This is a genomic window from Alteripontixanthobacter maritimus, from assembly GCF_003340475.1.
In the GTDB taxonomy this organism is placed as follows: domain Bacteria; phylum Pseudomonadota; class Alphaproteobacteria; order Sphingomonadales; family Sphingomonadaceae; genus Alteripontixanthobacter; species Alteripontixanthobacter maritimus.
In genome coordinates this window covers 520,721-536,130 of record NZ_QBKA01000002.1, presented here as the reverse complement: position 1 = coordinate 536,130, position 15,410 = coordinate 520,721, and the positions used below count along the sequence as shown (strand labels likewise).

Below are 15,410 nucleotides of genomic sequence, written 5' to 3'. Positions count from 1 at the left end.
CGTTCCGGCATGAAATTACAAGGCAAACAGGCCCAAACCAAGCCCTTCGGCGTTAACCCTTCATAAGACGCCTAACATCTTGATCATAGACACTTAAGGACGCGTGCGCCCCATTTCTTCCCCGCGATCACGCGTTTCGCGCAACGTCCGGGTAAGCAAACTCAGCAACGCATCGTCATCATCCAGCACGTCGAGGCCGCGCTGTGTCATCCCGCCGGGGCTGGCGACGCGCGCGGCAAGGTCCGCTGGCGATACGTCCGATGCGGCAGCCAGCGCCACTGCCCCTTCCACCATGGCCAGCGATAGCCGCCGCGCCTGATCGTCCGGCAAACCCAGCTGCGCTGCAGCGCGGGCCAGCGCGTCGATAAACCGATAGGTGAAACCAGGTCCCGATCCCGCCAGCGCAGTCACTAGGTCGAATTGCCCTTCATCGGCAATCCATTCCGCACTGCCGAGCACTGCCGCAAGCTGTGTCAGTTTCTGCCGCACATCGTCCGCCAGCGGCTCGCCCATCCCACGCCCGATCAGCGCGATCGGCGATTTGCGAACCCCGCAGGCAAGGTTCGGCATCAATCGGACCACACCGCTGGCGTTAGGGAAATGCACCGCCAAACCATCCAGCGTGATGCCGGCCAGTACGGAAAGTACCGTGACGCTACCTGTCGCAAGCGGCGCAACCTGCGGCGCCAGTTCGGGCAGCATTTGCGGCTTTATGCCCAACAAAACGGTATCGTAAGTGCCGACCTCGAGCCGGTTGGTCATCGCGATCCCGTGTGCGGCCTGTTTTCGCGTAGGATGATAAGCCGTGAAGCGGTCAGGCGAGATGCCGCCAGCAAGCCAGCCTTCGACCATCGCCTGCGTCATGGTGCCATATCCCACAATCAGGATCGAGCCGAGCGACGATTGCGGGGCGGATTGGACCTGCTGTTCAGGGATAATCAGGCCTCCCCCAACGCGTCTACCATGGCTGCGTCGAGCGCCTCCTTTGCGTCCTTCCCGCCCCATAATACGAACTGGAATGCCGGATAGAACCGGTCGCATTCGTCGATGGCGGTTTCCACCATCGATTGAGCCTGAGCAAGGCTGAGCAAACCGTCGTCTCCCAGCAAAAGCCCATGCCGATAGACCAGCACGTCGCCCTGCGACCAGATATCGAAATGTCCCAGCCACATCTGCTCATTGACCATGGCGAGCAGTTCGATCGCGGCATCGCGCCGATCCTCCGGAACACGCACGTCGGGCAGGCAAAGGAACTGGAGAACCCGGTCCTCCTCGCGCAGTATCGCGCGCAGCTGGTAACGGGTCCAGCTGCCCTGCACTTCGCCCGACATTTCGCCGGGTGATTGCGCTTCGCAGGTCCAGCCGCGCGCTTCGAACAAGGCGGTCAACATCTCCACCGGGGCCGCATCGCTGGCGGGAATTTCCACGCGCGCTGCTCTCACCGGACGCCCGATCTGATCTGAAAATGCATTATTTCATGTCCCGTCATGTCCATGACCCGGCGATGGACCAGTGGACGGGGACGGTGCAATCGGCTTGTCCAAGGACGCTGGGGGTAACTCAACTGGCTTGTTCAAAGCCTGTGCAAAAGGCCATTTCCGGCTCTTCTGATGGATACCGCGCCGTTAACGACCAAGCGGATCGACCGCCTGCCCATCAACGCTTTCGAACATGAAGCTGTCGATCCCGGCCGCCGCCAAGGCGTTGATCGCGGCGCGGGCCGCAGTTCCGGTTTCGTAAGGCCCCGTAAGCAACCGGTTGGTCTGGCCCCATTGCGCCACGAAAGCCGACTTGCCATCGAGCACACCATCCGAACCGCGCTGGATACGCCGCCAATCGAAGCGCAACGCGTCGCGTGCCCTGCCGGTGGCAACCTGAACCCATATGCGGGCTGCATTATCCGGTTCCGCTGCCACAGCCTTAGGGATGGCCGCACTGGTTTCGCGAGGTGCCTCAATTTTTGTAATATCGACAGCATCCGAAGCGCCTGGCGTAGAGCCGGCAGTTTTCAGGTCGAAATTTGCAAAAGCATCGGCGACGCTGGCAGTGGTGCTTGCGGGAGGGTTTGCGGCGGTCGGCGGGGCGGCATTCGGGCGCTGCAATACTGAAGGCTCCGAAATCTGAGAGCCAGACGCAATCACCACCGGCTCGGCAGCTCGCGTTCCAGACGAATTATCCGTTGCCAATGCCGATGCCGACGTCGACGCAGGGACGGAGGCAGGCAGTTCAAAACTGGCGATTGGCTCCGACCCCTGCGCCAGGTCGATAGAAGGTGTTGCGGCGTCGCTTCTTTCAGGACTGGCCGTAACGGGCCGGAAGGTCACTGTTTGCTGGGAAGTAGAAGTGCTGGCAGCGGGCAATTCGCGTGTCGCGACGTCGGGAAGCGCCGTAGCGGATACTGCCTGTGATGTCGTCGTGGCAGAAGTCGCTGCGGGTACGCGCGACGGCTCGGTCGCTACTTGTGCCGCACGGTTACGCGCCTCCTGCCGAGATACCCGCTCAGCTGCCAGCCTGCGTTCGTCCGCACGGCGCTGGGCCGCAAGCGCACGGTTTCCGGATGTGTCGCGGCGCGTATTACCACTCGCCTGACGCGCGGGTCTGGCTGCCGGGGTAGGAGCGGTTCTGGCTGTAGAGCTGGACGTCCTTGGCGCCGCATCGGCAGGACCGGACGCAGTCCCTAAAGCGGGACCGGTTGGCGCGAGACGGCGGTCGGCTTGCGAAGGGAGAGGAGTTTTCGTTCCGGCAAACGCTGCGATACGCGGATCGTCTCGGCCAATCTCGCTCGCTTCGGGAAATATACCGAAATTCGCAGCAGCAGCCTGCTGCGCGGGAGTAAGGCGCGGCATCGTGCGCAGATATGGGGCGATTTCCTTTGCCAAATTGCGCGGCATCACTGCGTCGGCGATTGCGATTGCGTCATCAACTTCGCCCAAAATCGCGAGCCCGAACGCGCGGCTTCGGTACGCGCCGAAGTCGCGCTGATCCAGCAGCGGACGCAATGTCGCTTCGAAGCCGATACGGTTGCCTGCGATAGCCTGGCTCAGCGCCAGCTTGCGAAGCAACTGCTTGTCCTGCGGCCTGGCTTGCAGCGCCCGCCGATAATTTTCCTGCGCCCGGCCATTGTCGCCGACCAGATCATAAGCCAGCGCGCGGTCGGCCGCCATCAGGCTGGTAGAAGCGCCAGCGGCCTCCGCTTCCGAGAACAAGCGCAGCGCATCCATCGGTCGTTCCGACCGCATGTAGGCTGCAGCCAGTCCGACCTTGATCCGGGAATCGTCCGGCGCGAGTTCCTTTGCGCGCCCGAAAAAACCAATCGCAGCGTCGATGTCACCCACATCGAGCGAGGCGTTGCCTGCTGCGATCAGTGCACCCAAGTCCAGTTCGTTACGGGACAAACGCCGTAAAGCCTCGTTCAAATCGGCCACCCCGGCAGGCGGCAATGCCTGCACGACCTCCTGTGCAGAAATCGCTACGGGAGAAGCGAAGGAAGCCAGCCCGACGCCCATTCCCAGAGTGAGACGGGACACGATACGGATCGGTGATGCGGATGAATGGCGGGACATGTAAGGCTATAATCTCAAGCTAATGGGCATTATGCAAGCCAGCGGTGCAAGAGCCATTACGAGCCTGGCAGCGCTGCATCTGCTAGGCCGACCGGTATCGCGCAGGTGCTGAACGGCCACAGAACAGGCCCGTCGATCCGGGCCGGGACGGGCAACAGGTCCGTCAAAACGAATGCCGGCGGGGTAGCCCTGAGACTATCCCCGCCAGCAAACCCTTACACAAGGGCCAAATACCCCCGATCGGGTAGTCCGTTCTTACTGATTGTTCTGACGGCCCAAGAAGCGCGGAATATTGATCGCGCCGGAGCCGTTGTCGTCGCCGCCTTCGTCATCATCACCATCGTCTTCGTCGGAGTTGCTGCCGCGCGACAGGTTGGCCATGCGTTCGAACAGCGTTCCGCCACCGGCGGCCTTGCTCTCGCTGCCCGACACCAGTCCGCGTCGTCTGCCGCCCTGTTGAACCGGTGCGTTCTCTTCTGCGAGACGATCTGCATCCAGCAACAGCTCGTCCCCATCGTCGGAGCCACCTTCCGGGCCCGCAGTGCCGGTCTCGCTGGCTGACAGGTTCAGGGGTTTACGTGCGCCATCGCTGTCGCCGCCCCAATCGTCATCGTCGGAGTATACCTTGGGTTTGGGTGGTTTCGCTTTCTCGCTGCCACCAAAGCCGCCGTCACCAACGACACCCACTCCGCCATCTTCTGCCGGAGGCTCGATCCCGCCATTGCTGTCAGATCCATTGTCGCCGCCGGTTTCGTCTGCGTTTTCACCACCGCGTAGCTCGAACGGTTCGGGATCTCGATTGCGCATTCCGGCGAGCGGATCGACGATGCCTTCGACGTCGTCTTCGCCATCATTCGTATCGCCAGTGTTACCTTCGCCGTCTTCGTGACCGAAGTCCTCGGCCGCGCCCATGGTAGACAAGTCAAGCGGCGCGCGCTTCGGTGCGCTGAAATCGCCCGTAGCCTTGGAAGCGAGCAAGCCTTCTGCTGCCGCATCGTCGCCTTTCCCATCTCTGGCGCTGTCGCTGGCACCATCATCTGCATCGCCAGCGAAGGCACCGTTCTCATCATCATCGCCGGTCAGGTCGAGCACTGGCCGCCTCGGCGGACGGCTGTCACCCAGCTGGAACGAGCTCGTGTCGCGCGAACCGGCTCTCGGCCCAGCCGACTGACCGTCCTGCTCGATACCGGTCGCGACGACGGAGATGCGGATCTTGCCAGAGATATCGGGATTGAAGGCGGAGCCGAGGATTATGTTCGCATCCTCGTCCACCAGTTCGCGGATGTGGTTGGCCGCTTCGTCCACTTCCAGCAGCTTCATGTCGTCGCCGCCAATGATCGAGATGATGACCGCTTTCGCACCCGCCATGCTGACCCCGTCGAGCAACGGGTTGGCGATTGCGCGTTCGGCGGCTTCCAAGGCGCGGTTTTCACCCTCGCCCTCGCCCGTACCCATCATCGCCTTGCCCATTTCCTCCATCACGGATTTCACGTCGGCAAAGTCGAGGTTAATGAGACCCGGCATCACCATCAGATCGGTGATCGAGCGCACACCCTGCTGCAACACTTCGTCGGCCAGTTCGAACGCTTCCTTGAAAGTGGTTTCGGCCTTCGCGATCAGGAACAGGTTCTGATTGGGAATCACGATCAGCGTGTCGACGTGACGCTGCAACTCCTCGATGCCTGCCTCGGCAGCGCGCATCCGGCGGGTGCCCTCGAACAGGAACGGCTTGGTCACCACACCGACGGTCAACACGCCCATATTGCGGGCGGTTTCCGCGATTACGGGCGCCGCACCGGTGCCGGTGCCGCCACCCATGCCGGCGGCGATGAAGCACATGTTCGCGCCCTTCAGCGACTCTTCGATTTCGCTGACGGTTTCTTCTGCAGCAGCCTTGCCCACTTCGGGACGTGCGCCCGCGCCAAGACCACCAGTAATTTCAGGGCCGAGCTGGATGCGCTGCTCCGCTGCGGACGAGCCGAGCGCCTGCGCATCGGTGTTGGCAACGATGAAGTCCACCCCTTCGATCTCTGCGTCGATCATGTTGGCGATGGCGTTACCGCCGGCCCCGCCCACACCGATCACGGTAATGCGTGGTTTCAGATCGTCGGTTTCTGGTGGGCCGATATTGATACTCATGAAATGTCCCTTCGGGAGCGTGCGCTTGAATTAACCAAAGATAGTCCAGTGTGCCACAACCGGGTTCGGGGCGGAATCGTTCCCACAGCCTTATCCACAGGGCCGGGAACGCATGGTGGTACAGAGTAACCTTGCGAAACTGCTGGGAATTGCCGGAACCTGTCATGGTTCGCAGTGGGTGCGCGGGCAGTCATCAGAAATACTCCCGCATCGCGCCAAACACCCGCTGGAGCATACCAACGCCGGTCGGGCGAATGGTTTTCTGGTATCCTGAACCGGCCGCACGAATATCCATCGGATCATCGGCGGCATAGAGGCATAGCCCCGCCAACATGGCGAAACCGGGTGTTGCGTGTGCTTCCGGCAGGCCGCGCAATTGCGGCGGCTTCCCAACTCGTACCGGACAGCCGATGGCGCCTTGCATGAATTCAGCCAGACCCGCCATTTCCGCCCCGCCGCCTGTAAGGGTCAACTGGCTGCTGCGAGCACCGGAAAACCCCATGGTCTTCAGTGCCTTGCTGATTTCAGTACTGAGGCGCCCCAACTGTTCCGTCACGACCGAGACGATCTCGGCGCGCGGCACCCGGTTGCGGTCGTCCGCCCCGCGCGCATGAGGCAAGCTCTCACCATCGTCTCCCGGGCCGTAGACGGGGATCATTTCGCGGTGATCGGATGGGGCAGCAATTGCCGAACCGGCGACGCATTTAAGCCGTTCCGCCTGGAACCGGCGGATTCCGAACGCGCCCGCCAGCGCATCCGTGATGTCGTCCGAACCGAAGGGAATAGGCTTCAGGCCGAGCAACATTCCCGAACCGTACAGTGCCACATTCGTGACCTGCCCGCCAATTTCCACCAGCGCGACGCCCAGCTCGCGTTCCTCCGGCGTCAGGCAAGCGTAGCCTGCTGCGACCGGTGCGGCGACCACCGCCTCAACATCGAGATGCGCGTTCTGCACCGCTTCCAACAAGTTGCGAAGCGGCGCGCCATCGGCCAGCATCACGTGGATATCTACACCCAGACGCTCTGCGTGAAGACCGCGCGGATTGGCTACGCCATGGGCGCCATCGAGGGTGTAATGCGCCGGTTGTGCGTGTAATACCATCCGACCATCGGGCTGGATGTTGTCGCGCGCGGCAAACAGCAGATGTTCGACATCGTCGTCTTCTATCCGCCGCCCGCCAATATCGATTTCGACATGGGCTACCTGGCTGGTGAGCCCTGCACCGGCGCAGGCGATCCACACGCTCGACACGCTGGTACCTGCAGCTTTCTCGGCCCGCTCCACCGCATCGCGAATAGCGTAAGTGGCGGCGGTCATGTCGGTGACGTAGCCGCGCCTGATCCCCTGGCTTTGCCGGTGAGCGCTACCAAGGATGACGTTCTCGCCCGTTTCGCTGACACCCATGATCATGGCCGAGATGCGGAAACTGCCGATATTCACGGCAGCGTAGACTTTGGCGATGCGCGGTTTGCCCATGATCTTAACTGCCGCCCTTGGGATCGAGCTCGCGCGCCTCGCGCCCGGGAATACGCATATAGATACGCTCCGGCGCGCGCATGTCGAATGTCGCAACCTTCCCGCCAAGCAAACGGTTCACACCATCAAGCCGCGCGAAATTCACCAGCGCACCGGACGCCTGCTTGTCCCCTTCCGGCAAGGCCAGAACCTGCCCGGTTTTGAATGTCAGGTTCCAGCGACGGTTGCCGATCCACTCCGCTTCGCTCACTTGCGGTTTCAAGGCGGGAGCCGCCTGCAGCAAACCCGTCAGCGCGGCGATCTGCTTGCTCGAACCGGGGCCAGCGACGGTGAGCATACCCTTGGCATTGGCGGCGGAAATTGGCTCCAGCTCCTCGCCGCTCTCGTCGATCAGCATCAGCCGGTCGGGCCGCTTCAGAACCGCGTGCGGGGTGCGTTCCACAATGTCGATCACCAGCGTATCGGGCAATTGCCGGGATACCCGCGCGTCTTTCACCCATGGCAGTTCGACGAGCTCCTCACGTAACGCTGCCAAATCGACGAGCGGCATAGGTCTATCACGTTGACCTAGCGCGCGTTCATAAACCTTCAGTTCGTTCATCCGGTCGACGCCGGTCACTTGCACTCGGCGCACTTCGAAACCCGCATCGCTGGCGATGATTGCGAGCTGGTGCTGCGCCATGGCAGGGACACCTGCAAGACTTGCTACGAACCACGCAAGCGCGACCGCGCCGCCCAGAATGATGGCCATGAATATCCGGTGCAGCTGCTCCTCGGTAAAGGGAAGCAGCGCCATGGCACCGTCGATCATCGAGCCGCCGCGTGCCTTTGCCCGGCGCGTGGTGGCGGCGCGCTTGCTGGCGGCGGCGCTGCGACGGACATTGCGCCCGCCGCGCTTGATAGTGCTAGCCATCTGCATCCTCCAAAGCCGCTGCCACGATCATTTCGAGCAAGTCGCCGAACTCGATCCCGGCCGCTTTGGCCTGTTCCGGCGCCAGGCTGAGCGCCGTCATGCCGGGCTGCGTATTGGTTTCCAGCACGAACAATCCATCCTCGCCCTGGCTGTCGTCCCAGCGATAATCCGTTCGGCTGATGCCACGGCACCCCAGCACCTTGTGTGCAGTCAGCGCGTATTGATGGCATAACCGGGCGATATCATCCGGGATTTCGGCGGGACAGATGTGGTCGGTCTGGCCTTCGGTGTATTTGTGTTCGTAATCGTACCAGCCATTCGCGATGACGAGTTCCGTCACACCCAGAGCGCGCGGCCCGTCCGGCGTGTCGACCACGGCAGTAGTCATTTCGCGGCCCCGGACGAAAGGCTCGGCCAGAAGTTGTGCGAAATCCTGCCACGGGCCCGTCGCATCGCGCGCGATAGGCTGGCCGTAATCGCTTTCGTCCGTCACGATCGCAACGCCGACGGACGACCCTTCGTTAACCGGCTTCAGGACGTATGGGCGCGGCAAAGGGTCGGCTGCGAACAAGTCTTCGCTGCGGACAATCCGCCCGCCCGGCATAGGGATACCGGCGGGTACCAGTGCCTGTTTGGTTAGCTGCTTATCGATCGCGATGACCGAGGTGGCGAGCCCGGAATGGGTGTAGGGCACGCCCATCAGATCGAGCATTCCCTGCACGCTGCCGTCTTCTCCCGGCACGCCGTGAAGCGCGTTGAACACGACATCGGGCGCAGCGGCTGCGATGTGCGTGGCCACGTCACGGTCCATGTCGATCCGGGTCACGCGGTGGCCCTTGGCTTCCAGCGCATCGGCAATGGCACTGCCGGACATCAGCGACACCTCGCGCTCCGCCGCCCAGCCGCCCATCAATACGGCGATGTGAAGTTTCGCAAGATCGTTCATGGCCTGCCTACCCGCTGAATTTCCCATTCGAGCGCGTAGCCTGACTGGACCTTCACCTTGTCGCGCACCAGCTCACCCAGCCCTTCGATATTCGCACTGGTCGCATCGCCGGTGTTGATGAGGAAGTTGGTGTGTTTCTCGCTCACTTGTGCGCCGCCCAGCATCAAGCCGCGGCAACCCGCCTCGTCGACGAGCTTCCAGGCCTTCCCGCCTTCGGGGTTCTTGAAAGTCGATCCGCCGGTCTTGGTACGCAGCGGCTGCGATTCCTCGCGCGCTTCGGCAATCCGGTCCATTTCCGCACCAATGTGCGCAGGGTCGCCGGGTTTCCCCTGGAAGCGGGCGGAGACCACCACCGCGCCTTCGGGCAAGGCCGAATGGCGGTAGGAGTATTGCAGGTCGGCGGCAGGCAACGTCATATATGCGCCGCCCGGCATCACGACGTCGCAATCGATCAGTATGTCGGATACTTCCGCGCCGTACGCCCCGCCATTCATCCGCACGAAGCCGCCCACGGTGCCTGGTATGCCGCGCAGGAATTCCAGCCCGGCAATGCCCGCATCGCGCGCGGCGGATGCGACCAGTATCCCATGGGCGCCAGCGCCGCATGAAACGATATGGTCGGCGTTCGTTTCAACATTCGCGAACGGTTTGCCCAGCTTCACCACCACGCCGGGCACACCCCCGTCACGGATGATGAGGTTGGATCCGAGACCCAACGCCATGACCGGCATAGCCCCGCCGACGCGCGCCAGAAATTCGCGCAGATCGGCGGCGTCGGCAGGCTCGAACAGCCAGTCCGCTGCGCCGCCCGCCTTGAACCAGACCAGCTTCGCCAACGGAGCGTTCGCCGTCAGCTTGCCGGATATGCCGTGCATCGAAACCGGGCCGGGCAAACTTCCGCGGCCAACCAGATTGCCGTCACCGTCGGGAGCGGCGCCCTGTTCACCTGGTTCGAAATCACCCGGCTGTGTCATGCCGCAGCTCGTTTGGTATCGACAGCATCGGCAAGACTGGCGGCCCATTTGGTTATGTCGCCCGCACCAAGGCAGACAACCATATCGCCTTCCTGGACCACTCCTGCCAGTTCGACTGCCAACTCCTCGGCATTGGCCACGACGGAAGCGGACCGGTGGCCGCGATCACGTAGGCCAGACACAAGAGCGTCAGCGCTAACGCCTTCGATAGGGTCTTCGCCGGCCGTGTAGACGGGTGTCACATAGATGATATCCGCATCGTTGAAGGCGGTCTGGAAGTCCTCCATCAGATCGCCCAGCCTGGAATAGCGATGCGGCTGCGCTACCGCGATGACCCGGCCCGGGACTTTCGCGCTGCTGACCGCTTCGCGCGCTGCCGACAGCACGGCACGAATTTCCACCGGGTGATGGGCATAATCGTCTATTATCGCGGCTCCGCCAGTCTCGCCGACATGCGAGAAGCGCCGCTTCACCCCGTCGAACTGTGCAAAACCATTGCAGATGATGTCCGTGTCGCAGCCCATTTCCAGCGCTACGGCCACTGCTGCCAGCGCGTTCTGGACATTGTGCCGTCCGGGCATGGGAAGGCGAATGTCATCGATCCGCGTCACACTACCATCGCGGGCTCGCAGCACCGCATCGAACACGTTGGAGCCGCCTTCGCTGCGAATATTCTCTCCGCGCAGATCGGCCTGCGCGGAAAAGCCATATGTCAGCACGCGCCGGTCGCGCACCTTGCTGATGACGCCTTGCACTTCGGGATGGTCGATGCACAGCACCGCCACGCCGTAGAACGGCACGTTCTCGATAAATTCCACGAACGCGTCTTTTACGGCGTCGAAGCTGCCATAATGGTCGAGGTGTTCGGGATCGATATTGGTCACGACCGCGATCTGACCGTCCAGACGCAGGAAGCTGCCGTCGCTTTCGTCGGCTTCCACAACCATCCATTCGCTGTCACCCAGCCGGGCGTTGGAACCGTACTGATTGATGATGCCGCCGTTGATGACAGTCGGGTCAACCCCTCCTGCATCGAGCAATGCAGCGATCATGCTGGTGGTAGTGGTCTTGCCATGCGTTCCGGCGACCGCAACGGTGCGCTTCAGCCGCATCAGTTCGGCCAGCATTTCGGCGCGACGTACCACGGGAATGCGGTTTTCCAGCGCGGCGGCCACTTCGGGGTTCGTGCGGCGCACTGCAGTCGAAGTGACAACCACCGCCACGCCGTCGACATTTTCTTCCGCATGGCCGATGGATACTTCGATACCGCGCGCACGCAGGCGTTCCACGCTGGGCCCTTCGGCAATGTCGCTACCCTGCACGGTGTAGCCCAGATTGTGCATCACTTCCGCGATGCCGGACATGCCGATGCCGCCGATGCCGACGAAGTGGATGGTCCCGATATCGGTGGAAACGCCGCTCATTTCGCGCCCTTTTCGGTTACGCTGTCGCGCGTGGCGGTCTGGCCCACCGCATGGCCCTGCGTAGCGCCGCGCGCATTGTTGCCGCCGACCCGGATCACATCCATCAATTCTGCCCCGCCGAAGCTTTCGACCAGATCGGCCAAGTCCTTCGCCGCCTTGGGTCGCCCGCAATTCCATGCGGCATGGGCGGCGTTGGCAAGCGCGTCCGGCTGATCGGCAAGAACCCTGATCTGGCGACAAATTTCTTTCGCCAACTTCTGCAATTCGTCCGATTGTTTCAGACGCTGCTTGTTCGCTTCCTCACCCTTGCGGCTTAGATCATCAATAGTGCTTTTCGGCTGCCGGATCATGCGCGCGCCGCCTGCCTTCGTCATTTCGCGGGTGTTGGCAGCCTGATGGTCGTCGGTCGCGATGGGGAGCGGGATCAGGATGGCAGGCCGGCCCACGGCGGTAAGTTCGGCAATTGTCGATGCACCCGCGCGGCCGATGAACAGATGCGCATCGGCGAGGCGCGCTTCCATATCCTCGAAATAAGTACCGAGTTCGGCGGGGATGCCATGGTCCGCATACCGCCCCCGCACCGCGTCCACATCCTCTGCGCGGCATTGCTGCGTGACCTGCAGACGGCTGCGCAAGGCAGGCGGCAGCATGGCGAGACCGTCCGGCACCACTTCTGACAAGACCCGCGCACCCTGGCTTCCCCCTGTCACCAGCACGCGCAACAACCCGTCCTCGGACAGTTCGGGAAATGGTTCATCGCGCAGGGAAAGCACAGCCGGACGCACCGGGTTGCCAACCAAATGCGCCTTGTTCGCGTGTTTGCCAGCCAGACGCTCCACCTTGGGGTAGGAGGTCGCAATGGCATCGACCCGTCCGGCCATCAGCCGGTTCACACGCCCCAATACGGCATTTTGTTCGTGGACGATCGCGGGAATTTCGGCGGATGTTGCCGCCAGCATCGTGGGTAAGGCAGGGTATCCGCCGAAGCCGATGACGGCGCTCGGCTGGAAGCTTTCGAACAGGCGAAGCGCCATCCTGCGCCCTTCCCACACGGCCTTGATGCCCTTGATCCAGGTCAGCGGGTTCTTGCCGAAGCGGCCTGCGGGAAGGACGTGAGCGGGCAGGAAATCGGGTTTGCCCGGAATGTCCGCGCCGCGTTCGTCGGTTATCAAGGCGACATGGTGGCCGCGCCGTTCCAGTTCCGCCGCCAGCGCAAATGCGGGCACCAGATGGCCACCGGTTCCGCCCGCTGCCAGGACGAAATGCCTGTTTGCGCCGCCAGGAATGGGCTGCGCGCCGGCCGCGCCTTTATCCGTGGTGGCATTCATCGCGGCGTATCCTTGTCCAGCATGGCCTTCAGCCCCGGCACCTCACGCTTGAGGAACGGGTTGCGCCGCGTGATCGCGAGCAGGAGACCGACTGTAAAGCATATCGCGATGGTGGACGACCCGCCATAAGACACTAGCGGCAAAGTCATGCCTTTCGACGGGAAAAGCTGCAAATTGACGAGGATGTTGATAAACGCCTGCCCCCCCAGCAAGGCGGTCAGTCCGGCGCCTGCCAGCAGGGTGAACAGATCTTCCTCATTCGCCAGCCGCACCAGCACGCGCACAACGATGGCGAGATATAGCAGAACAACGACCGCGCAGACGATCAGTCCGAATTCCTCGCCGATCACGGAGAAGATGTAGTCCGTGTGCGCTTCGGGCAGGTTGAACTTACGGATGCCGAGACCATACCCGCTGCCCGTCCAACCGCCTGCCAGCAGAGTTCGGGAAGCAAGATCGACTTGGTCGAACGCCGTGCCGCCACCAAAGAAACTGTCGATCCGGTGGCGGGCGTTGTCGTAAAGAAAATAGGTGATGGTCAGCACCGCCGTACCCAAGGCTGCAATTCCCCCGATGCGGCTGATCGACACACCGGACAGCAGCAACATGGCGAACCACACGCCGCCGAACAGCAGGGTCGCGCCCAGATTGGGTTGCAACATCAGCAGCGCGCCGACCAGCGCCATCGCTCCCGTCGCCACCCACAGCACCGGCAGATCGGGATCGCGCAGCCGCCAGCTCAATATCCATGCCAAAGTAACAGCGAAAGCGGGCTTGAGAAACTCGCTCGGCTGCACGCCCACGCCGAAGCGTATCCAGCGTTTCGCGCCGTTCACCTCATATCCGATGACCGGCACCAGCAGCAACAGGAACAGCATCAGCCCCGCCAGCAGGATCGAGCCGCGCCGTGCGCGTTCCTTCGGCACCAGCGATGTTACGAACATCACCAGCAAGCCCAGTATCTGCCAGCGAATATGCGCCCAGTAGAAATACAAATCCGGCAGGGTCGTTTCCGCCGTAGAAAGCCTACGCGCGCTGGCAGGCGAGGCAGCGGCTACCGCGACAGTTCCGATCGCCATCAGCATCAAAACCAACACAATCAGCCAGCGGTCGATTTCGCGCCACCAGATCTTTATCTCCGATTGCGCTGCATGGGCAATCTGTGCGGCATAAGGATTGGCCGCATTTCCGGCGGGTGAAGGGCGTACGGCTTCAGGTGCGCTGCTCATGCGCTGGACGTCTTTTTACCGGCGTCCGCAGGGAACAAGCATGGGTCGCCTGCAAGATTGTCCTGCGCAAGAACGCTGACGGCATGGCGAAACGCGTCGCCGCGTTTCGCGAAATCGCGGAACTGGTCGAAACTGGCGCAGGCCGGGCTGAGCAATACCACATCGCCTGGCTTTGCGGCGGCAATCGCGCCTCGCACCGCCTCGCACAGCATTTCAGATTGCGTGACCGGCACGCGTCCTTCCAGCATTTCGGCAAAACGCGGTCCAGCCTCGCCAATTGTATAGGCGGCGGCGACACAGCCTAGCTGTGCCTCGCATTCACCCAGCCCGTCTTCCTTGGCCAGACCGCCGACGATCCAATGAATACGCGGCCTTGCGTCATCGGCGGGCGGAAATGCGGCAAGTGCAGGGGCGGTGGAGGCCTGATTGGTAGCCTTGCTGTCATTTACGAACAGCACACCGTCATGCGTGCCCAACCGCTCCATCCGGTGCGGCAGTCCACTGAAACTGGCGAGCGCCGGTTCCCATTGCGAACGGGTCACGCCCATCGCTTCGACCAACGCGACGGCAGCGCCAGTGTTTTCAAGATTGTGCGGCCCCTGCAAGGATGGCCAAGCCGGTTGCAGTGCGGCCAGACCTTCGCGTCCTATCACCGCACCGATCGAGACGATGCGTCCTTCGGGCCGGCGCTCGGCCGCTGCGTTCATAAACCCGCGCGTGACGGCATCGCTCGACCCGAACACCGCGAATTGCGTGCTGCCCTGCATGGCGAACAGGCGCGATTTGGAAAACGCATAAGCTTCGAACCCGTCATACCGATCGAGATGGTCGGGCGTGACATTCAGCAATACCGCGGCTTCGCACGCAAGCGAACGGGTCAGGTCGATCTGGTAGCTCGACAGTTCCAGCACATAGACGCCGGCGCCCGCATCGTTCGGCTGCAGGGGGTCTTCAGCCAGCACCGGCAACCCGATATTGCCGCCCATCCGAACCGGCAAGCCCGCGGCATCCAAGAGATGGGCGACCAGCGCAGTTGCTGTGGATTTGCCGTTGGTTCCAGTAATGCCGATGACACGGTGCGGCGGCAGTGCGGCGCGGGCGAGTGCAAACAGTTCGATATCGCCGATGACCGGCACACCGAATTGCGCGGCGCGGGCGCTGATCGGGTGTGTATTCAGGGGAACGCCGGGCGATACCACGACCCCGTCGAACCCGGCGAGACTAATTTCCAGCGGATCGGCCAGCGTCACCCGGTCGCCGAACCTGTCCGCCAATGCGCTACGAGCTTCGTCCTGCCGGTCCCAGACGGTCACCTGCGCCCCGCTTTCCAGCAGGCTTTCCACCGCCGCCAGCCCGCTGCGCGCAAGACCAAGTACGGCGTAGCGTTTGCCGGCAAAGAAGGGGGAGGTAATCACGC

At 62.5% G+C, this 15,410-nt stretch carries 12 protein-coding genes; all 12 read right to left on the bottom strand.

Annotated features, from left to right (window positions below; all coding sequences use genetic code 11):
* Positions 1-93: 93 nt before the first annotated feature.
* Positions 94-879: a pyrroline-5-carboxylate reductase family protein gene (locus tag HME9302_RS02665; RefSeq protein WP_326833146.1), complete on the bottom strand. Its 786-nt coding sequence runs from the start codon at positions 877-879 to the stop codon at positions 94-96.
* Positions 880-938: 59 nt separating this feature from the next.
* A complete protein-coding gene (locus HME9302_RS02660; protein WP_115367421.1) occupies positions 939-1,391 on the bottom strand; it encodes a type III secretion system chaperone family protein in 453 nt (150 codons plus the stop codon).
* Between the two features lie 234 nt (positions 1,392-1,625).
* Positions 1,626-3,527, bottom strand: coding sequence for an SPOR domain-containing protein (locus tag HME9302_RS13220; RefSeq protein ID WP_181815657.1), 1,902 nt, complete (start codon positions 3,525-3,527; stop codon positions 1,626-1,628).
* 291 nt (positions 3,528-3,818) lie between these two features.
* Positions 3,819-5,702 carry a cell division protein FtsZ gene (gene ftsZ, locus HME9302_RS02650; RefSeq protein WP_115365727.1) on the bottom strand — a complete coding sequence of 628 codons (1,884 nt, stop codon included), beginning with the start codon at positions 5,700-5,702 and terminating at the stop codon, positions 3,819-3,821.
* Positions 5,703-5,895: 193 nt separating this feature from the next.
* A complete protein-coding gene (gene ftsA, locus HME9302_RS02645) occupies positions 5,896-7,179 on the bottom strand; it encodes a cell division protein FtsA (protein ID WP_115365726.1) in 1,284 nt (427 codons plus the stop codon).
* A gap of 4 nt (positions 7,180-7,183) precedes the next feature.
* Positions 7,184-8,092 (bottom strand): cell division protein FtsQ/DivIB, encoded by a 909-nt coding sequence (locus tag HME9302_RS02640; protein WP_115367420.1) that lies wholly within the window; start codon positions 8,090-8,092, stop codon positions 7,184-7,186.
* Positions 8,085-9,038, bottom strand: a complete 954-nt coding sequence (locus HME9302_RS02635) for a D-alanine--D-alanine ligase (protein ID WP_115365725.1) — start codon at positions 9,036-9,038, stop codon at positions 8,085-8,087. Before HME9302_RS02635 ends, HME9302_RS02640 begins: the two co-directional genes overlap by 8 nt.
* On the bottom strand, positions 9,035-9,913 hold the full coding sequence (gene murB / locus HME9302_RS02630; RefSeq protein WP_230080028.1) for a UDP-N-acetylmuramate dehydrogenase: 879 nt from the start codon (positions 9,911-9,913) through the stop codon (positions 9,035-9,037). The genes HME9302_RS02635 and murB overlap by 4 nt, the downstream gene beginning before the upstream one ends.
* Positions 9,914-10,008: 95 nt before the next feature.
* A complete protein-coding gene (murC, locus tag HME9302_RS02625; RefSeq protein ID WP_115365723.1) occupies positions 10,009-11,436 on the bottom strand; it encodes a UDP-N-acetylmuramate--L-alanine ligase in 1,428 nt (475 codons plus the stop codon).
* Positions 11,433-12,764, bottom strand: a complete 1,332-nt coding sequence (gene murG, locus HME9302_RS02620) for an undecaprenyldiphospho-muramoylpentapeptide beta-N-acetylglucosaminyltransferase (RefSeq protein WP_115365722.1) — start codon at positions 12,762-12,764, stop codon at positions 11,433-11,435. Before murG ends, murC begins: the two co-directional genes overlap by 4 nt.
* Positions 12,761-13,993, bottom strand: a complete 1,233-nt coding sequence (locus HME9302_RS02615) for an FtsW/RodA/SpoVE family cell cycle protein (RefSeq protein WP_115365721.1) — start codon at positions 13,991-13,993, stop codon at positions 12,761-12,763. The genes murG and HME9302_RS02615 overlap by 4 nt, the downstream gene beginning before the upstream one ends.
* Positions 13,990-15,408: a UDP-N-acetylmuramoyl-L-alanine--D-glutamate ligase gene (gene murD / locus HME9302_RS02610; RefSeq protein ID WP_115365720.1), complete on the bottom strand. Its 1,419-nt coding sequence runs from the start codon at positions 15,406-15,408 to the stop codon at positions 13,990-13,992. The genes HME9302_RS02615 and murD overlap by 4 nt, the downstream gene beginning before the upstream one ends.
* Between the last annotated feature and the right edge of the window lie 2 nt (positions 15,409-15,410).